Annotated in this window: 12 protein-coding genes and 5 pseudogenes; 12 read left to right on the top strand and 5 right to left on the bottom strand. The window is 43.2% G+C overall.

From position 1 onward, the window contains the following. Positions 1–114 precede the first annotated feature (114 nt). From ACOBWA_RS07800 to ACOBWA_RS07810, 3 genes and pseudogenes are all read left to right on the top strand, one after another. Positions 115–1,900, top strand: a pseudogene (locus ACOBWA_RS07800) (acyl-CoA dehydrogenase C-terminal domain-containing protein). Positions 1,901–2,136: 236 nt separating this feature from the next. Further along, a pseudogene (locus tag ACOBWA_RS07805) lies at positions 2,137–4,580 on the top strand (site-specific recombinase). A 193-nt stretch (positions 4,581–4,773) separates the two neighbouring features. After that, a complete protein-coding gene (locus tag ACOBWA_RS07810) occupies positions 4,774–5,133 on the top strand; it encodes a hypothetical protein (protein WP_102092992.1) in 360 nt (119 codons plus the stop codon). 622 nt (positions 5,134–5,755) lie between these two features. Here the strand turns inward: ACOBWA_RS07810 and ACOBWA_RS07815 are convergent. From ACOBWA_RS07815 to rsmA, 3 genes and pseudogenes are all read right to left on the bottom strand, one after another. After that, positions 5,756–6,283: a hypothetical protein gene (locus ACOBWA_RS07815; protein WP_420228962.1), complete on the bottom strand. Its 528-nt coding sequence runs from the start codon at positions 6,281–6,283 to the stop codon at positions 5,756–5,758. Between the two features lie 171 nt (positions 6,284–6,454). Further along, a pseudogene (locus ACOBWA_RS07820) lies at positions 6,455–7,290 on the bottom strand (symmetrical bis(5'-nucleosyl)-tetraphosphatase). Between the two features lie 141 nt (positions 7,291–7,431). Further along, complete coding sequence (gene rsmA, locus ACOBWA_RS07825; RefSeq protein WP_420228963.1) at positions 7,432–8,295, bottom strand: 16S rRNA (adenine(1518)-N(6)/adenine(1519)-N(6))-dimethyltransferase RsmA; 864 nt, start codon at positions 8,293–8,295, stop codon at positions 7,432–7,434. Between the two features lie 520 nt (positions 8,296–8,815). On the opposite strand from rsmA, the gene ACOBWA_RS07830 reads away from it, so the two are divergent. Then, positions 8,816–9,595, top strand: coding sequence for a transglutaminase-like domain-containing protein (locus ACOBWA_RS07830; protein WP_420228964.1), 780 nt, complete (start codon positions 8,816–8,818; stop codon positions 9,593–9,595). A gap of 161 nt (positions 9,596–9,756) precedes the next feature. Here ACOBWA_RS07830 and pdxA read toward each other — a convergent pair. Further along, positions 9,757–10,799 (bottom strand): annotated as a pseudogene (pdxA, locus tag ACOBWA_RS07835) (4-hydroxythreonine-4-phosphate dehydrogenase PdxA). A gap of 352 nt (positions 10,800–11,151) precedes the next feature. Here pdxA and dnaB point away from each other — a divergent pair. From dnaB to argF, 3 genes are all read left to right on the top strand, one after another. Next, on the top strand, positions 11,152–12,555 hold the full coding sequence (gene dnaB / locus ACOBWA_RS07840; RefSeq protein ID WP_057760393.1) for a replicative DNA helicase: 1,404 nt from the start codon (positions 11,152–11,154) through the stop codon (positions 12,553–12,555). Positions 12,556–12,733: 178 nt separating this feature from the next. Then, the gene (alr, locus tag ACOBWA_RS07845) at positions 12,734–13,840 is read left to right on the top strand and encodes an alanine racemase (protein WP_420228965.1); all 1,107 of its coding nucleotides are present in this window, start codon (positions 12,734–12,736) and stop codon (positions 13,838–13,840) included. A gap of 216 nt (positions 13,841–14,056) precedes the next feature. Then, a complete protein-coding gene (argF, locus tag ACOBWA_RS07850; RefSeq protein WP_057760398.1) occupies positions 14,057–14,980 on the top strand; it encodes an ornithine carbamoyltransferase in 924 nt (307 codons plus the stop codon). Between the two features lie 137 nt (positions 14,981–15,117). On the opposite strand, the gene rpiA is transcribed toward argF, so the two are convergent. Continuing rightward, positions 15,118–15,777 (bottom strand): ribose-5-phosphate isomerase RpiA, encoded by a 660-nt coding sequence (gene rpiA, locus ACOBWA_RS07855; protein WP_057760400.1) that lies wholly within the window; start codon positions 15,775–15,777, stop codon positions 15,118–15,120. 305 nt (positions 15,778–16,082) lie between these two features. Here rpiA and ilvA point away from each other — a divergent pair. The 5 genes and pseudogenes from ilvA to ACOBWA_RS07880 all read left to right on the top strand — a co-directional run bounded on the left by ilvA (position 16,083) and on the right by ACOBWA_RS07880 (position 20,162). Continuing rightward, positions 16,083–17,635: pseudogene (gene ilvA / locus ACOBWA_RS07860) on the top strand (threonine ammonia-lyase, biosynthetic). Between the two features lie 102 nt (positions 17,636–17,737). Then, complete coding sequence (locus ACOBWA_RS07865) at positions 17,738–18,127, top strand: excalibur calcium-binding domain-containing protein (protein WP_420228966.1); 390 nt, start codon at positions 17,738–17,740, stop codon at positions 18,125–18,127. 98 nt (positions 18,128–18,225) lie between these two features. Then, on the top strand, positions 18,226–18,645 hold the full coding sequence (locus tag ACOBWA_RS07870; protein ID WP_420228967.1) for an RNA-binding S4 domain-containing protein: 420 nt from the start codon (positions 18,226–18,228) through the stop codon (positions 18,643–18,645). Positions 18,646–18,718: 73 nt separating this feature from the next. Further along, a protein-coding gene (locus ACOBWA_RS07875) for an IS1 family transposase (RefSeq protein ID WP_420228968.1) occupies positions 18,719–19,419 on the top strand; the annotation gives its coding sequence in 2 pieces (ribosomal slippage) (positions 18,719–18,782 and positions 18,782–19,419; 702 coding nt in all). A 242-nt stretch (positions 19,420–19,661) separates the two neighbouring features. Further along, positions 19,662–20,162 carry a low molecular weight protein-tyrosine-phosphatase gene (locus ACOBWA_RS07880; protein WP_102091789.1) on the top strand — a complete coding sequence of 167 codons (501 nt, stop codon included), beginning with the start codon at positions 19,662–19,664 and terminating at the stop codon, positions 20,160–20,162. The last annotated feature ends 48 nt before the right edge of the window (positions 20,163–20,210 follow it).

Consider the following 20,210-nt stretch of genomic DNA (forward strand, 5'->3'; position numbering starts at 1 on the left):
TCGCTCACAAGCTTATTTGTTAAACTTTGATTATTAATCGCTAAGGTTATACCAAGAAAACAGTTGATAATCTTAACAACTTCAATTTTAATTATTTGAACCAAAGGAATGTTTATGGCTGTTTATAATGCCCCTCTTAATGACATGCGCTTTATCTTAAATGACGTATTCAAAGCGCCAGAGTTTTGGCAAAACAACGAAAACTTGGCTCATGTTGACATGGAAACTGTCGATATGATTTTAGAAGAAATGGGAAAACTGTCAAAAAACATTCTACTTCCTATTAACCGTAGCGGTGATGAAGAAGGCGCAACTTTTGAAGGTGATGGCGTCGTCACGACTCCGACAGGATTCAAAGAAGCCTATAAGCAATATGCTGAGTCAGGCTGGGTTGGTTTAAGCGGTAATGCTGAATACGGCGGTCAAGGCTTCCCTAAAATGGTTACCATGCTTACTGAAGAGATGGTTTTCACTGCCAACCAATCATTTGCCCTATATCCAAACCTAACAGTTGGTGCGACGCTTTGTTTAAATGCGGCTGGCTCTGAAGAGCAAAAGCAAACTTATCTAGAAAAAATGTACAACGGCGAATGGGCGGGCACTATGTGCTTGACAGAGCCGCATGCTGGTACTGATTTGGGTATTATCAAAACCAAAGCCGTGCCTAATGATGATGGTAGCTATGATATCTCTGGTACCAAAATCTTTATCACTGGTGGTGAGCATGACCTTACTGACAACATCATTCATTTGGTATTGGCAAAAACACCTAATGCACCAGAAGGCTCAAAAGGCATTTCACTATTTGTCGTACCAAAATTCTTGGTCAATGCAGATGGTAGTTTAGGCGAGCGCAATACGTTAGCGGTAGGCTCTATCGAACACAAAATGGGTATCAAAGCTTCTGCGACTTGTGTCATGAACTTTGATAATGCCAAAGGCTGGATGGTTGGCGCGGAAAACACTGGTCTATCATCTATGTTCATCATGATGAACTATGAGCTGTGTCACTATGGGCTTGCAAGGCCTTGGTGGGTCTGAGCTTGCCTATCAAAATGCAGCGCTATATGCCAATGACCGTGGTCAAGGCCGTAGCGATACCCAGCTACAAAGCCCAGAAAAACCTGCTGATGCTATTATCCATCATGCTGACGTCCGTCGTATGCTATTGAACGCCAAAGTAAACACTGAAGCATCGCGCTGTTTTGCGATGTACGTTGCCAAAAACCTTGATGAAGAGAAGTTTAGTACCGATCCTGAGTCAGCCAAAGCAGCTGCGGCTCGTGTTGCCCTACTGACACCAGTTGCTAAAGCGTTCTTGACTGATAAAGCATTAGAAGCCACTGTTGATTGTCAGCAAGTCTTTGGTGGTCATGGCTATATCCGTGAATGGGGTATGGAGCAGATCGTTCGTGATACACGTATTGCGCAGATTTATGAAGGTACCAATGGTATTCAAGCGCTTGACTTGTTAGGTCGTAAAGTTGCTCGTAACAACGGTAAGTACGTCACTCATTTCTTGGGTGAGATTCGTGACTTTGTTAACAACATGCAAGCAGATCATGCTATCAAACAAGCTACGTTAGATGCAGCAGATACCATCGAAGAGCTAACCACAACTGTGCTTAACAACATTGGCGAACGCAAAAACGAAATCAATGGCTGTGCGGTTGACTACATGCATGCGTTTGGCTACCTTGCTTACTCATACATGTTTGCGTTGATGGTAGAAGCTGCTAATGGCAAAGAAGGTGAGTTTTATACCAATAAAGCCAAGCTTGCTGATTACTTCGTCGGTCGTGTCTTACCGCGTATCGATGCTCATGCACAAATGGTCAAAGCTGGTAGTGACCCAATGATGAACTTCGATCTTGCTTATTTCGACGTTCCTGCAAGCTAAGCTAGCTTTAAAACTCACCTAAAATACCTTGATTAAAAGGACAGTCGTGTTACTGTCCTTTTTTTGTCAAAATAACTGCTAACAAAATAATTCAATATCAATAGGCAGTTCCGATTAAAATAACGCAAGACAAGATGTCGCTCGACTACAATTGAACGATTGGTAAACATTACTCAACCACTTATACCGACTTAAATAATAAAAACGATTGAAACAACCATGATAAAGGGTGCGACGTGTCAGAATTAAAACGCATTTTACAACAGATTACCGCCTTGAGCGACGTGCCAGACCCTGCGGTACTCAAACGCTTGATTGATGAGCTACGAGTCAGTGATAAAGAACCTGCATTGGCCAATGAGAAAATTCAATCCCTTATTGATATCATACATCAGCATCCAGAATATGGAGATGGGCTGTCTAGTTTTGTGCTAAAACTGATTATCCAATATCGACAAATTGCGCTGTATACCGACACTGGTATCATGTCCGATCAAGGGTTTTTTAACAGTTTACGCCGGTTGATTGGCCATCGGTTTTTACCATTACTACCACAAGATGACTCTGTCGTTGAACTGGTGGGCTATCTGTTTAACAAGCGCTCTGATGAACGCTGGCTTGCCAATATTGAAAAGGAAAAATGGGACAAACTGGTTGAGCTGGTGCGCGTAGAAGAGAAACACTTAAACCTAGTCGCTACTGCAAAAAACAGTATTCTAAACGCCATTATCATTTTGTCTTATCGCATCAGCGGTATCGGCTTGCATCCTGATTTGATGGAGTCGTATCCACAGATACTGAATTATTCCGCATCTTTTGTTGCACAAAATCAAGAAGCCGTACTCTTCGTCAATCAATATCGTCAAGCACATGAGCTTGATACCTTGACAGATATCACGCCTGAGCAAGCAGTCGATCCTGCACCTCTATTGGTTATGCTTGAACAGTGCGAAGATATCGTTGCTACCGTACGCAAGCGGATTTATAAGACCGGTATTTCTATTCGTTTGACTAATATGATGCTGCGTCTAGATCAAAGCTTGCAGCGTATGCGGATTTTGACTGAGTTAGTCACAGACGATAATCAAAAGCGAGATCGTGCTGTTATCGAACTGATACAGGCGCTCATCACTACAGCCAACCAGCGCTATAGTATTGGTTATTTGATTGATAACAATACCAAACTACTCTCTCGTAAAGTCACAGAAAATGCCAGCCGCGTCGGTGAGCATTATATTAGTACCGACAAAGCTGGCTATCAAAAGATGCTCAAAAAAGCCTCTATTGGTGGTTTTGTCATTGCATTTATGGCAACCATAAAAATACTGGCGTATCACTTAGCGCTCGCACCCATGGGTCGCGCGTTCATCAACAGTATGATTTATGGTTTGGGCTTCGTATTTATTCATGTTATTCGCGGCACAGTCGCGACTAAGCAGCCAGCCATGACCGCGGCTGCAATCGCTTCTACCATATCTGAAGGCTCTGGTAAAAAATCACATCAGTTAACTAAGCTATCAGAATTGGTCGTCGATATCTTGCGCACCCAGTTTATTGCTATCATGGGTAACGTCATGTTAGCCGTACCCGTCGCCTTGATTATCTCTTTTGCTTGGCTGCAATATACTGGCGCGCCAATGATTGATACCGAAAAAGCAGGACACTTGCTACATGATCTCGACCCGTTCCACTCACTAGCACTACCCCATGCTGCTATTGCGGGGTTTACCTGTTCTTATCTGGTTTGATTGCCGGCTACTACGACAACTTGGCAGTTTACAACAACGTAGGCGCGCGTATACAACGTCACAGATTTTTGAAATATATACTGCCTAGCTCATGGCTTCAGCGTTTAGGCGGCTTTATAGAAGCCAACTTGGGCGCTATCATGGGTAACTTCTTATTCGGGGTGTTCTTAGGTAGTACTGCGACTATCGGCTATATCTTCGGCTTACCAATTGATATTCGTCACATTGCCTTTGCTTCAGCGAACTTGGCACACGGACTATTCAATATATCTGCTGATGACATCAGCTGGAGCCTCATCCTAATTTCTATACTTGGTGTGGCCCTTATTGGTTTGGTCAACTTAATTGTTAGCTTTTCACTGGCACTGTTTGTCGCCCTACGTTCTAAAGAAGTTCGCTTTTTTGAATGGAGTCGCCTCACAAAACTGGTGTTTGGCCATATTATTAGCCATCCGTCTGACTTTTTCTGGCCACGTGATAAGCCAATGAAATATGCGCGTATCGACAGTCAGGGTCACATGATATTTGATGATACCTCCGCACAAAAAAATGGCAAATCCATACCGAGTAATTATGTGGTAAGGCGTTTGTCTGATGTCAGAATCCTGCCTGAATCTAAACATGCTGATGCTCAACATTCCCAGACAAACACCGACATCAACTATGAAAAGCAGCCAACAGATGAGCATACGCAGCCGTATAGCTCTCCTGAAAAGGTAATGGATTTGGACGATGGTTTAGTCGATGACGAGCTAAACAGCGTTCCTTATACCGATGACATCCAATACGATAAGGTCACCAAAACGATAAGTGCGGTTGATAGCGACGTTGTTAGTGATGATCCACACCATACTGACTCTGATGACAAGCAGACTGGTGACGCAAAAACACCTTTACCAAAACCTAAAAAACCACCAAAGCTACCTAGTTAAATAGGTAGTTGCGGTGGGTTTTTGCTCGATCGACTGTTGTTACTAAAATTATTTGTCATAACGTCTGTTATCAGAGTATGTTCGATGCGCTATAAAGGTAGCGAAGCATTGGCTATATAATTAGCATTCTTTTGTCTATCATCCTAAATTGTACTAAATTAATTGACCACAGACTTTGATCATAGGAAAGAAAATGTCGTTCTTTTATCCTAAAGATGTAGATTTTATGGAGATGTTTGGATGCGAGAGTCATATAGATAATGATGGTTTGCTAGAATCCACATTCATTGATACACAAAATAAAAAAATGGTTTTTTCTATCAGTGATATTCAGAACTCAATATCTGCTTATATATATCAAGATGAAGCATTAATATTTAAGATATATGAAGAAGGAGCGATGAGGGTCATGATATATGAAAATCAGATCATTATAGAATATCTGAATTATCAGGATTTATACGCTAAAAGACTTACTATTATTGATGTGTATCCAATATTTAAAATTGACCACTCTACTCTGATAGACAAGGATATGAACCAGCTAAACTAAATACTTTAAAGGTATTATCATATTAAGATGTACCTACAGCGAACCAATCAGGTGCTTTCACTGGTTCGGTACCCTAGTGAGGACTTGAACGCTAAGCTGTGGGCGAATGGTATCAACGCTTTAACTCGCTGAAATAGCCACAGTGTACTTCATGGTGTACTTACCATACATATTCTATTCGTGATCGGTGCGCTATACAGGCATCGAACTATCGGCTGTATGCCTATTTTTTTGCTATGCTTGCTGACTGGTAATGCTAATAATCTACAACACAGTTAACAACATCCGGCAGTCGTTATTAGATCAAATATTGTGATTGCTTTTAAAATAAATACTCTAATATAAAAGAGTTACGAAAATTACTATTGAATATCCCAAACAGAAATACAAAGGTTGAGAATAACCACATCATTGAAAAGTAGAGTTTGTTTTGATCTGGAGTCCAGCCCCAAGAGCCAAGTCTCTCTGCCATACTAGAATTAGAGAATATAAGCCACCTAAAGAACAAACAAAGAAGAATATAAAGCGTAATCCATATCAGCATTCTATCTACCTAGTTTTTTGTGTGAACTTTACATACGAAAGGAACCGAGCTGACAGACGTAACCATTGCCACGTAATGCTATTGGTCTTCAAGATATGCTCGCTCGAAGCTACGATTTTTCAAAAGAAGGTTGCCATAAACCCCCTTACAATCATGGGACATATTATTGATTTTAGTAGGGTTTGAAAATATAATCTTATTATTTTCTCCAAACGTATTGGCGAACACCTTTATAGCGTCATGAACTTCTTTATTACAGCTTCCATCATTAGTAATATATGTAATATTGTTAGAGTTAGGTATTTTGTAAGCTACATAAAAATAACCCTGTGGATCTATCACAATCGCTGACGCTGAATTTAATTTGTCTCTTCTAGCTTCATAGAATTTTGAACCATTTTTAAGCGTGTAAGGTGCGCTAAAGTCTTCTAAATTAGAGTAGAAATTATTATAATCAATACGTTTTAACTGTGTCTGAAGTTGTGATTGTAAACTTCTATCTAAAACAGTAATGCGTGCTGAGGCAATAGTATCCGTCGCATTGGCGCAAATCGTAGTCAAGCCCACTGTAGATAATAACAAAATGGGATAAATGATATTTTTCATATTAGACCTCAATATATCTGAATCAGTTAGCTTTCAATCTATACCCCAACGAAACCAGTTATTTCACCCTTTAAGTCTATTAACAGACTACTTAAAACAGACTGGTATAATGGAACTACTTATAACAGACTGTTTATTTAGCCTTATATATTAAGACGCTTATAACCCTCTTTATGGACTCGGGCACTGTGCGCTTGAAGTAAAAACCTTGCCGTCACCCAATCGATAAGCCAATAGATAATTACCCCACACGCAGCCCCCGTCAAGTGCGCGCGCATGTGGCAAATCAATTTCGCCTTTTAGCGCAGCCCAATGTCCAAATAGTATCTTACGAGTGCGCGGTACTTGCCACTCAAACCAAGGCAAAAATCGGTTGGCATAGCCTCATCTAAACCTGCTGAAAAGCTAAACTCAAGTGACCCGTCCTGCTTACACAAGCGCATACGCGTAAAGTAATTAGCAATTGCACGCATCTTGGTAAATCCTTCGATACCTGCATGCCATTCATCCGCTTCTTTGCTGTATAGATTCGGCAGCAATTGATCGAGCTGATTCAAATTACTTTGCAGCTGAGCTTCTAATTGCTGTGCGTATCCTGCAGCGGCTTCAATACTCCAATGCGGTGGAATCCCTGCATGTACTAGCACCGTGTGCTCATCAGGATAGGCTAATATCGGCTGCCTACGTAACCATTCGAGCAACTCATCACAGTCATCCGCAGCAAAGATAGGTGCCGTTTTGTCTTTATTTTTAAGCTTGGCGGCCCCGCACCAGACTGCTATCAAATTAAGATCATGATTGCCCAATACCGTTGCCGCAGCGCCTTGCTCACACAACACTTTGACATGACGCAGCGTGTTCAATGAGTCCTCGCCGCGTGCTACCAGATCACCAGCAAACCATAATTTGTCTTGGGCAGGATCAAAATCCAGTGTTTTTAGCAATTGCAGATATGCAGCATAGCAACCCTGCAAGTCACCGATAACATACTGATGGCGAAAGCTCATAACACCTCAACGATTTAAACACGATAGTTAAAGACAGCTCGATAAGAAATAAATACCTAAGCGCTAATCACAAAAATAAAGCATAAAAAACCGCCATTATAATTGACGGTTAGTAGCATGCTTTTATTTATTCAAAATACACTATACGTCTAGCTGTTGTGAATGATTGCTCAGGCTCACAAAGTCTGTGACGCTTAATGTCTCAGGTCGTGCTTGCGGATCGATACCACAAGCCGCAAAATCGTCTTCGCTCAATGTAGGCAGCAACGTTGATTTTTTGAAGATAGCACGTAGTGTCTTACGACGATGGTTAAAAGTCTCACGCACGACAATAGCAAAGTGCTCTTCATCATTTGCGACTACTGGTTTGTTGATATGCGGCGTCAGGCGGAACACAGCACTGGTCACCTTTGGTGGTGGATTAAACGCACCGCGAGGAACGGTCAGCAAATAATCTGTATCACAGTGGTATTGCATAATGACCGATAAGCGGCCATAAGTCTTGCTACCCACATCAGCCGTGATACGCTCGACCACTTCTTTTTGCAACATAAAATGCATGTCTTGAATCACATCGGCATAGCTAAGCAGATGAAATAAGATAGGCGTTGAAATATTGTACGGCAGGTTACCCACCACGCGCAGCTTACCGCGCTCTTCACTATATAGCTCACGGTAATCCACATGCATCGCGTTGTCTTTGATAATCTCAAAGTTTGGATGGCTATTGGCACCGATACGAATACGCAAGCTATCTGCCAAATCACGATCTAGCTCCACCACTGTCATCGCATCTACTTCTGCCAATAACGGCTCGGTCAATGCGCCCATACCAGGCCCAATCTCGATCAAATTGTCATCGCGCTCTAGACGAATACTTTCGACGATTTCGCGAATGACGCTGGTATCATGCAAAAAGTTTTGGCCAAAGCGCTTACGCGGCTGATGTTTGGCAGCACGTAAGCTGTTAGAAATAGTTTGAGCATCAAATGAAGTTTTGGACATAAAAGAGTCTTAATGTATAAAAGATAAATGGGCGATGATAATGTAATGGCAGCGATATACTGACTTTATAATGGTGAATTATACCACAGCTCATAATTAGGCTGTGTTTTTGAATAATTATTATCGATAGACGAGCCATGCTTTCGAGTAACCGGCCCGGTAACTTTTTACCTCTACATTCATATAATATAAACTCTGACTATGCTAAATAGTAGCGTCAAATCAAGTGCTAGCAGACAGAAACAGGTCCAAAGATGGCGACATCATAACGATTGCGGCGTACAACCAAATCGATAAATAATTGAATTTTAAAGACTTTTGTGTTTAATAAAGCCCGACTGCATAACGCGATTGGTTATGTTTCACCTTTTGAGTTTGAAAAGCGCTATTATGATAATTTAACCCTGTCAGGCATTGCTGTCTGACTCCAGTAAAGTAAGCCAGTCTCTGATATAGTCGAGGCGGTTCAGCCCTACGCGATCGTCAGCCCGCCAGATAAATACCCTTAGGGAATTCACATATGATCCTGAAACTTAACGTCACCCTCCATTATCGACTCTCAGAGCCAATGGATCTTTTGCTTCAGATCGAAGCCGCCGATCTTGCGGATCAGCGGGTGCGTTCGACCGAGATTTGGACATCAGACGTTGCGCATTTTTCACGGGTCGCCGCCGATGATGGTATAGGAGAACGGATTTGGATTCACGCTGAAGGGGATTTTAGCTGCACTTATCTCGCAGAAATCGCCGTTGACCGTCCTGCCTTAGACATATCGGCACTGTCCCAAACGCCCCTGCATCTTTTGCCCGGAGAGACAATCAGGCATTTGATGCCGTCTCACTATTGCCCGTCAGAACAGTTCCATGCCTTCGTGGACGCCGAGTTTGGCAATCTCGCTGGCGGCGCACGGATTGCCGCGATGCGTGACTGGATCGAGTCGGCATTTAGCTACGTACCCGGATCAAGCCATGCACAAACCACCGCGCTTGACAGCTTTGCTCAACGTCAGGGCGTATGCCGCGACTTTGCGCATGTTCTCGTAACACTAGCGCGCGCGTCGTCGATACCAGCTAGGTTTGTGAGCGTTTATGCGCCCGATGTGACACCACAAGACTTTCATGCCGTGGCCGAGGTCTACCTTGAAGGAAGCTGGCATCTCATTGATCCAACGGGTATGGCAGGTGCCGACACAATGGCCCGCATCGGTGTTGGGTCCGATGCGTCAAACGTCGCGTTCTTAACCTCGTTCGGATCCATGGAGCTGGTCAATCAATCGGTATCCGTCACTAGACAAACTTAGGGTCCTGACCCTGGGATTGTGGGCCTGCGCTTAAGACAGATGCTGTTCCTCATGCACGATATAAACTTTACTAAATCGTCTTAGGCGGCTGCCTTTTTAGATAGGCATTACTGATAATAAAATTATTAAGTACTACGTGAAAAATATCTATAAGCACTGACTTATACAGCAGGTACATCGATAAGTGATTTATCAGCCATCTCATTAGCCATATTTAGTGCTTGATATAAACTGGTCGCACTCGCACCGCCGCTTCCTGCCAAGTCTAACGCCGTACCATGATCGACGGAGGTGCGGATATAAGGTAACCCTAAGGTTAGATTGACCGTGTCACCAAAACCGTGCGATTTTAATACTGGCAATCCTTGGTCGTGATACATGGCAATGACCGCATCACAGTTTGTTAAATGTCTGGTAGTAAATAACGTATCCGCTGGCATCGCCTCTGATATATTGACGCCTGCATGGATGAATTCTTGCAACACGGGATTGATAATCTCAATCTCCTCACTTCCCAAGTGCCCGCCCTCGCCTGCATGTGGATTGAGGCCGCAAACCAAGATACGAGGCTGCATGAGACCAAACTTCTCTCTCATATCATCGATGACAATTTGTACCGTTTGGCGTACATTATCGGCAGTAATCGCAGCAGGGATGTCCTTTAATGGTAAATGCGTAGTGACAAGCGCTACTTTCATCGCTTGATTGGCCAGCATCATGACGACCTTCTCACAACCACTTTGCTGCATAAAAAACTCAGTATGACCACTAAACATGGTGCCATCTAATAGCTTGATACCAGCATCTATCAACGCTGATTTTTGCAATGGCCCAGTGACGATGGCAGCGACTGTATTATTTATTGCCAGTTTATGAGCAATATCTAACTGCTGAGCCACCATTGCTGAGTTAGCGATATTGATTTGCCCGCAGACCACGGGTGCGGCACAAGGAATATCCAGTAGGATAAAAGCACTATCAGCGTCTATATCTTGCTGTGATATCTGCTCTACCAAATTAACATCGAAATTATCGGTATTTATATCTGTATTGATAGTATGCCAACTAGGTGTACTTTTGAGCACGCCAGCTGCAATCAATTCCTCCGCGCGAGTTTGCATGGCTTTAGCATCAGCAGTCACCCAAATAGACCGAGCAAAGTCTTGCAACTTCCCTCTGCTGCTAGTCCTAGTACTACGTCCATGCCAATACCTGCAGGCTCACCTGTAGTGATTAATAGTGGGCGTTTTTTTCTGTCATAACAATAGCCTTACGTTATTCAAATTATTGATTTTATTATATTTATAATTAATACTTTAAGTTTTTACACTTAGATACCTTATGATATTTCTTACTTCATGAAAAACAATCACTTTAGATTTAGTTCTTTATCAAGTCTAAAAACCACATTATGTGTTAAACTTTCGCATCTGATTGTAGCATTTACAGACAAACCTGAGACCGCGTTTTGGTACTTCTATCGTAGAGGCGCGCTATGTTTGTATTGCCCTATCATCGACATCTTTTTCATACCCATTTTAACTCATTAGGCACTCATGGCAGAAAACGACAAAACCGACGACTTACTCAATCAGACACCGCCGCACAATATTGATATTGAAAAGGCATTGCTCGCGTCTTTGATGAGTATCGAAGAGGCGTACGACAAGATTGCCGATATTGTCACCAAAGATGACTTTTATGCTGGGCGACATCAATACATTTTTGATGCCATTGCTCATTTGGCGGCAGTGAATGAGCCTTATGATACGGTCATGGTACACGATTGGTTAGAAGCGCAAAAGCTACTAAAAGGCGCAGGTGGTGACAGTTATTTGGCCGATATTTTGAGCCAAAGTCCTGCGACCTTATTTAACCTGACTGCCTACGCCCAGCGTGTGCGTGAGCTCTCAACGCTGCGTCAACTGATTACCACTGGTAATGACATGCTGACGCTTGCCTATAATCCAAAAGACCAAAGCGTTAGCGACATTCTAGACAATGTCGAAGGCAAGATATTTAGTATCAATGAGCAGCATAACAAACGTGCGGAACAGCGCGGACCTGTTGGTATCACTTCTGTCTTGACCAATGTTATCGATAAGATTCAAGAGCTAAAATCTAATCCTGACGGCATGATTGGTTTGCAGACACCATTTGCTGAATTGAATAACAAAACCCAAGGCCTACAAGCGGGTGACTTGATTATTGTCGCTGCGCGTCCTTCGATGGGTAAAACCACTTTTGCGATGAACTTGGCAGAAGGGATTTTGTTTAATGAAGATTTGCCCGTCGTGGTGTTTTCGATGGAGATGCCCGCTGAATCAATCGTCATGCGTTTGCTGTCCTCATGGGGCGCGATTAACCAGACGCACCTGCGTTCTGGGCAAATGAATGAAGATGAATGGGCAAAGATGATGAACGCCATTCAACATTTGCAATCAAAGCATTTATATATTGATGATAGTACTGCCCTACCGCCGTCTGAGATGCGTTCTCGCTGCCGCCGTATCGCCAAAAATCATGACGGTCGCTTGGGTGCTATCGTAGTCGATTATCTTCAGCTGATGAAAGTGCCAAGTCTAGATGGTAACCGTGTTGGCGAGATTTCCGAGATTTCTCGTAGTCTAAAGGCGCTCGCACGTGAGCTTGAATGTCCAGTGATTGCGTTATCACAGCTTAACCGTAGTCTAGAAAACCGTCCAAATAAACGCCCTATCATGTCGGATCTACGTGAGTCTGGTGCGATTGAGCAGGATGCCGATTTGATTATGTTCATCTATCGTGATGAGGTTTATAATGAAAACTCAGACCACAAAGGCGTGGCGGAAATCATTATTGGTAAACAGCGTAACGGCCCTATCGGTACTATTCGTTTAGGCTTTGAAGGTCAATTTACCCGCTTTATTAATCTAACGCCAGAGTACTATCAAGGCGTGAGTTTTGAGAATGATGAGTAATTAACCTTATAAAACTTAACCCTAACAAAGACTGAGCCTTATATAAACTCAGTTTCAATTATAGGTTAATGAATAATTTTACATAACCAGTTTTAATACAATAGCCAGTACCGCATCAACTCAATCGATGCAGTACTGGCTTTATAACTTCATAATTCTACTCATACAGAAGGCGATTATGCGCACTATCACCATAAAACCAAAAGCCCTTACCCATAACCTAAATCAAGTAAAAAAGCGTGCACCCCAGTCTAAGGTATTGGCTATGGTCAAATCCAATGCTTACGGGCATGGCGTGGCGGCAGTCTTGCCAGCCCTGCAGCAAGCAGATGGTATCGGTGTCGCTACTTTGACTGAAGCGCTAGAAGCCAGACAGCTAGGTTGGGAGAAAACCATCGGTCTAGTAGAAGGTGCCTTTACTACTAATGAGTGGCAACAAGCGATTGATCATGAGATTAGCTGCGTGATTCACCACGGACCACAGCTAGAGTGGGCACTACAAAATGTCCCGCCAGCTGGCAGTGCAACTAGAATGGCTTGGCTCAAATACAATACGGGTATGAACCGTTTGGGTTTCAATGCTGAGGGTGTGCTATCAGCAGCAAAACGCCTACATGAAGCGGGTTATCAGCTGATTCTAGCCACGCATTTCGCCAATGCTGATGACCACGATCACCCATTAAATGCGATGCAGATTGAGCGCTTCTCAAGCGTACTAGCGACTTTGAAAGAAACCATTAGCCCAGATATCCAAGGCTCATTATGCAACTCTGCTGGTATCGTCAACTTCCCAGAACATCATTATGATTGGGTACGTCCAGGTATTATTTTATACGGTAGCTCGCCTGTGGTTGATAAAAGCGCACAAGAACTAAACTTGCAGCCCGCGATGGAATTTAGTGCTCAAATCATTGCTCTACAAACCGTTAGCGCAAATGATGCGATCGGCTATGGTAGCCGCTGGCGTGCGCAGCAAGATACCAGAACGGCGTTGGTCAGCGTTGGATATGGAGATGGCTATCCACGTGTGGTTACTGATAATGCGTATGTCACTGTCATCGATGCTAACGACAGCCAAAGCTACCGCTGCCCAGTAATTGGGCGCGTGGCTATGGATATGATTGTCATTGATATCAGTAGCGCACCTGAGAGTCTTGCTATAGATAGCAAAGTCATGCTCTGGGGCGATGCGCCGCGTGTCGATGAAGTCGCAGGTCATGCTGGGACGATTAGCTATGAGCTATTATGTCGCCTTAGCATACGTCCAAACCGTACACAGGCATAATCATTAGCGGCACAGTCATTAGCATATAAGATATTGTGGCTTGCTAATGTGATTTCGGTCTATTTGGCAAGCCATTTGATCTTGATAAAAATGAACGTTTACATTGAAAGTAAATACGCTATACTAAAAGTTTGTTGTCAACCCAGTAACGCACTGACGCGATGCTATTGAAGACTGATGACGTTTCACTGACTGCGATCGACTGCTAGGATTACTATGAGTTTGCGCCATTTTTTAACCTTATCTGATTTAACCAAACAAGAACTAGAAAACTTAATCAAACGCGCAAGCGAACTGCGTAAGATGCAACATGCAGGCGAGATATATCAGCCTTTTGTTGGTCGTACGCTTGGCATGATATTTGAAAAATCTTCAACGCGTACCCGTATCTCATTTGAGACGGGCATGGGTCAATTTGGTGGTAACGCTATATTTTTATCACCCAACGATACGCAGCTCGGTCGCGGCGAGCCACTAGAAGATTCAGCACGCGTGATTTCCAGCATGGTAGATATCATTATGATTCGTACCTTTGGTCATGAAAAAGTTGAAACCTTTGCTGAATATTCCAGTGTACCGATTATCAATGCGTTGACCGATGACTATCATCCATGCCAATTGCTCGCTGATATGCAAACCTATTACGAGCATCGCGGTAGTATCGAAAATAAGATCGTCACGTGGGTCGGTGATGGCAACAATATGTGCTCCTCATTTATGCAAGCTGCAAATCAGTTTGGTTTTGAATTACGCGTGGCAGCGCCTTATGGGTTCGAGCCTGATCCTAAACTTATGGAACGCTTCTCACACTGCGTAAGTCTGGTAGAAAACGTACAAGATGCGGCAAAAGATTCTAATCTAATTGTCACTGATGTGTGGGCAAGTATGGGTCAAGAATCCGAGCAAAACACGCGTGCACGTCGCTTTGCGCCTTATCAAGTGACGCCGTCTCTATTAGACAAGGCTGATCCTGAAGTGGTGTTTATGCATTGCTTGCCAGCCCATCGCGGCGAAGAAATCTCCCATGATATGCTAAATGATCCGCGCTCTGTTGTGTGGGATGAAGCTGAAAACCGTTTACATGCACAAAAAGCATTGATGGAATTTTTACTTAAAGACAAAATCAAGTTGCCTGCATAACTTAGGCTATTCTATAAAAAGACCGTGGGATCAATAGTACAATAACTTGCTAACAAACTCCTAAATAAGTTTCTAAATAAAAAAGCCGTCCAGATCTGGGCGGCTTTTTTTATTTATACAAATAATTTAGAGATAGATTAACGTGTGAGCGTTGTCACGCCATTAGCACCTGCTTTTAGCAAAACGTCTGCTTGGTTTGCTGCAAAGATACCATTACAGACCACACCTACGATATTATTTAGCTCTTTTTCAAGCGCGATTGGATTACTCACATCCAAGTCATAGGTGTCTAGAATAACATTACCATAATCAGTGACAAAGTCTTCACGATATACTGGCTCACCGCCCAATTTGGCCAATTGGCGAGCCACATACGAGCGTGCTTGTGGTAATACTTCAATCGGTACTGGAAACGCGCGACCTAATATATCAACGCTTTTGCTATCATCGACCATACAGACGAACTTGTTTGAAGCTGCTGCCACAATCTTTTCGCGAGTCAATGCACCGCCGCCGCCCTTGATAAGTTGCAAGTGCTCGTTAACTTCATCCGCACCATCGATATAAACATCCAATGTACCAGCAAAGTTTAAATCGACTATTTCGATACCAAGTGCACGAAGTTTGTCTTCTGTCACCTGTGAGCTAGCGACAGCGCCAGCAAGCTTCAATTGTGGCAACAACTCAATCAAACAGTTGACCGTACTACCTGTCCCTACCCCAAGTATCATATCGTCTTCGATATAGCTTAGAGCAGCTTTGGCCGCGGCTTGCTTTTGTGCTTGCTGATCACTCATCATAAATCCTTGGAAAATAAACGTATGGTCTTAAAAAAGTAAAAGGCTAAAACAGATAAAATGCGCGGCTATTATAACTGATGATATTAATGGATGTTAGCGCATCATGACGCTAATTTGTGAGTCCTATCGTGCTTAGCTAAGACTTAACTTCGACAAATACCTGCACTTCATGTAAATTCAAGCACAAAATCCCAAGAAAACTGCAATTGAGTCTTGCAAGATACTAAAAATCGGCATAGGCTAATCTATTTCGCTTTTATATTCATTTACACTTTTTATATTCACTCTGTTTAGGGATTACTATGCTGTCACACTGGGTACGAGCCATCTTACAAGCCACCGTCTATGACGTTGCTATTCAAACACCACTTGAAACGGCGCCCAAGCTGACCCAACGTTTTGCCAATGACATTAGATTTAAGCGTGAAGACTTACAACCGGTCAAATCATTTAAATTGCGCGGTGCCTATAACCGTATCAGTCAATTGAGCGATGAGCAAAAAGCGCGTGGCGTCATTTGCGCTTCAGCAGGTAATCATGCACAAGGCGTGGCGTACTCTGCACGCAAATTATCATTAAACAACATCATCGTCATGCCAACCACGACTCCTGATATCAAAGTGGATGCGGTAAGAGCACTTGGTGGCAATGTAGATCTACACGGTGATAGCTTCGATCAAGCGAACCGCTATGCGATCGATCGTGCTGAACGCGAAGGACTGACCTTTATTCCGCCTTATGACGATGAACTGGTCATCGCAGGACAAGGCACCATCGGTCTTGAGCTGACCCAGCAGTGGCGCAACATGGACTATGTGTTTGTTGCCGTTGGTGGTGGCGGCCTAATCTCTGGTGTGGCCGCATTCTTAGGCGAAGTGGCACCACATGTCAAAGTGATTGCTGTAGAAGCTGAGCAGTCAGCTTGTCTAAAAGCCGCGCTTGAAACAGGTGAGCGCGTCAAGCTTGAGCAAGTAGGATTGTTCGTTGATGGGGTGGCAGTCGCGCAGATTGGCGAATTGCCTTTTGACGTCGTCCGTACACAAAAAGCGATAACTCAGGTCCTATCGTTGAGCCTGAAGTGATCACTTGTACCAATGATGAGGTGTGTGCAGCCGTTAAAGATATCTTTGAAGAAAACCGTAGCATTGTTGAGCCTGCTGGCGCACTGTCAGTCGCTGGTATGAAAAAGTATATCGAAGCCAATAATATTCAAGACAAAAACTGCGTCGGCATCATTTGCGGTGCCAATATGAATTTTGACCGCCTACGTTATATCGCTGAGCGTACTGAAATTGGTGAGAAAAAAGAAGCCATTTTTGGGGTTACTATCCCTGAACAAACGGGCGCTTTCTTAAATTTCTGTCGCAGTCTACACGGTCGTAATATCACAGAGTTTAACTACCGCGCTGACAGCAAAAAGTCACCAGACTCAATGGAGCCTGCCTCAATCTTTGTCGGTATCGCTTTAAAAGAAGGCGAAAAAGAGCGTCAAACCATTAGTAACCAATTGTCAGACGATGGCTATACTGCTCACGACCTGACTGATGATGATATCGCCAAATCACATATCCGTCATTTGATTGGTGGTCATGCTCATGTCGAAAACGAGCAGTTGCTACAAGTGGTATTCCCAGAACGTCCAGGCGCATTACTAACGTTCTTAGAGAAATTGGGGGATGACTTCAATATTACCTTATTCCATTACCGCAACCATGGGGCTGCTGAAGGTCGTGTACTGGTTGGCCTGCAAGCCTCCGAAGGCAACTCTCGTCAGTTACAAGACGCACTTTTAGATATTGGTTATGACTGTGCCACGGTCAATGACAATATTGGCTATCAGTTGTTTTTGAGATAGTAAAAATAGATATCATATTTCTTACCTAATGGCAGTTTTTAAGTCGATTAAAAACTGCCATTTTCATATTAATAGTAATTATGAGCTGGCAGGTATGGCACAGTGATAAACAAAGTATTAGTGATATTGACCTGTCTGATTTTCGTGCTTATAGGTTATAAATTCCTTCAACCTAAGAACACGGTACACCAACCTGCAACCAATGCAGCAGCAGATATCGTAACGCAACCTACTCTTACCTCTAATGACGTTGATAATATTGATGACATACCGCCAACATACGTTGATTTGGGTACCACTTCAACATCAGCGCCAACTGCAACTCCAGTCTTATCGACACAACCGACCTCAAACTTTTCATATGACGGCAGAACACATTGCTCACAAATAACATCCTGTGCAGAAGCGACCTATTTTACAAACTACTGTCCTAATACTAAAATGGATGGTAACCACGATGGTGTACCTTGTGAACAACAATGGTGCACCTAACCCACAGTCATCAAATTTATTTGCAAATGTTAAAGTTGCCCTAATATTGTCTATATAAAACTATGATTTAATATATAAATTAATGCAGAGTGACTCTTATGAAGAAAAGTGCTGATGATAACCAAGGTTTGGTGAAAATCCGTCTCGATAAATGGCTATGGGCAGCTAGGTTTTATCGTACACGCACCCTAGCCAAACAAGCGATTGAAAGTGGACGCGTACACTATGCCGGTAGCCGGGTAAAAACCAGTAAAGAGATTTCAGTCGGAGATGAGCTAACCATTCGCCAAGGCTCAGCGACCGCTATGACCGAAAAGACGGTCGTTGTTGAGGCGCTATCTGCCCAGCGTGGCAATGCGACTGCCGCTGAGGTACTATATTCAGAGACCAAAGAGAGCGAGACGCGCCGTGCGTACTATGCCGAACAGCACAAACTGGCCAATCTTGCTCGTCCTGACAACAAGCCCAATAAAAAAGAACGCCGCGATCTACAACGTTTTAAAAGTAATCAAGATTAGGTGGTGTGTCAGAAAGTATGCTGAAGAAATAAAGGAAGGGTGACAGCCGAAGCAAGATGATATATTTGAGGTTATGAAGACACAAATACAGATCATATGCCCCGACTGTCACAGTCCCAGTTTTTCGATCAACGGCAAAAAAGCTATGGTAAGCAAAACTACCAGTGTAAGGACTGCAAACGACAATTTATTGGTGATCATGCTTTAACCTACCAAGGTTGTCACTCTCAAATAGAAGATAAAATACGGCTAATGACGGTTCATGGTTGCGGCGTTAGAGACATAGCGGTTATAGCCTCAGTCAGTATTGGTAAAGTATTGAGCACCATAGGCTCATCTGTTTATAAGATCGCGCCTAAGAAGCGCTACTATGAACGCTTAGAGGTTGATGAGTTCTGGACTTACGTGTATCGCAAGAAGCGTAAAGTCTGGCTCATCTACGCTTATGACCGTGCAACTAATGAGATTGTCGCTTATGTCTGGGGCAAACGTGACCTAAAAACGGCTAAGAAATTAAGAGCACGTTTAAAGCAGCTTACAGTCAGCTATGGCTCTATCAGTATGGACAACTGGGACAGTTTTATAACCGCCTTTAAAAGTGATAACAAACGAATTGGCAAACAACATACGGTAGGCATTGAAGGTAATAACTGCCGTCTTAGACACCGGTTAAGACGAGCGGTTAGAAAGACTTGTTGCTTCTCAAAAAAGCTTGATAATCACTTTAAAGTATTCGATCTGGTGTTCTTTTATGTCAATTATGGCTACGTCTGATGCCAGCATACTTTTTAGAACACCACCCAAGATTAAAACCGTTTCACTATCTCACCTTTTGGCCATGCATCATATGGCCAAACTTTCATTGTTAAATGACGCTATTGTTTAGTCTCTATCCTTGCCATTCCAAGCATTAAGCGTTACGCTAGCAGCTGATTCAATCGATTGCATGCTAATAAAAGCCGCATTAACAATGCTGGTCTCTTATAGCATGTTTTTTTGTTATAGAAGGTCATATTATGCTGATGAAAGCCTGTACTCCCTCGTCTGTATTATTGGTATGTTTAGGAAATATCTGCCGCTCCCCTACTGCTGAAGAAGTTTTTCGTCAGCAAGCAGCGATTGCTGGACTATCTATAAAAGTAGACTCAGCAGGCACCAGTGATTGGCACGTTGGTAGTGCGCCTGATGCTCGCTCACAACGTCATGCTAAGTCACACGGCTACAAAATTAATAAGCTGGTCGCTCGTCAAGTCAGTGCCAATGACTTTCGTGATTTTGATTTAATCTTAGCCATGGATTCACAGAATCTAGCTGATCTACAAGCTATTAAAGACAGCATTACAGCAAAGTCAGAGGATAATTTGGCAACACTAGCACTGTTCAGTGAAGAAGACCCTACCTATTGCGGCAGTGATGTGCCAGATCCCTATAAGGGCGATAACGATGATTTTGAAGAAGTGATCGAGCGTATCGAATCAAGCGCCCAAGCTTGGATAGAAAGCTGGAAAGCCTGCTAGCCATACTGTCTATATTTCTGCTACTCTTGCATCCGGTATCCTCTATAA

Source organism: Psychrobacter sp. ER1, from assembly GCF_048631835.1.
GTDB lineage: Bacteria > Pseudomonadota > Gammaproteobacteria > Pseudomonadales > Moraxellaceae > Psychrobacter.

Bases quoted from the DNA above. Each gene is read 5' to 3' on its own strand.
- argF (WP_057760398.1), top strand. From the start codon at position 14,057: ATGAGTTTGCGCCATTTTTTAACCTTATCTGATTTAACCAAACAAGAA.
- ACOBWA_RS07880 (WP_102091789.1), top strand. From the start codon at position 19,662: ATGCTGATGAAAGCCTGTACTCCCTCGTCTGTATTATTGGTATGTTTA.
- ACOBWA_RS07830 (WP_420228964.1), top strand. From the start codon at position 8,816: ATGATCCTGAAACTTAACGTCACCCTCCATTATCGACTCTCAGAGCCA.
- alr (WP_420228965.1), top strand. From the start codon at position 12,734: ATGCGCACTATCACCATAAAACCAAAAGCCCTTACCCATAACCTAAAT.
- ACOBWA_RS07810 (WP_102092992.1), top strand. From the start codon at position 4,774: ATGTCGTTCTTTTATCCTAAAGATGTAGATTTTATGGAGATGTTTGGA.
- rpiA (WP_057760400.1), bottom strand. From the start codon at position 15,777: ATGAGTGATCAGCAAGCACAAAAGCAAGCCGCGGCCAAAGCTGCTCTA.
- ACOBWA_RS07870 (WP_420228967.1), top strand. From the start codon at position 18,226: ATGAAGAAAAGTGCTGATGATAACCAAGGTTTGGTGAAAATCCGTCTC.
- dnaB (WP_057760393.1), top strand. From the start codon at position 11,152: ATGGCAGAAAACGACAAAACCGACGACTTACTCAATCAGACACCGCCG.
- ACOBWA_RS07815 (WP_420228962.1), bottom strand. From the start codon at position 6,283: ATGAAAAATATCATTTATCCCATTTTGTTATTATCTACAGTGGGCTTG.
- rsmA (WP_420228963.1), bottom strand. From the start codon at position 8,295: ATGTCCAAAACTTCATTTGATGCTCAAACTATTTCTAACAGCTTACGT.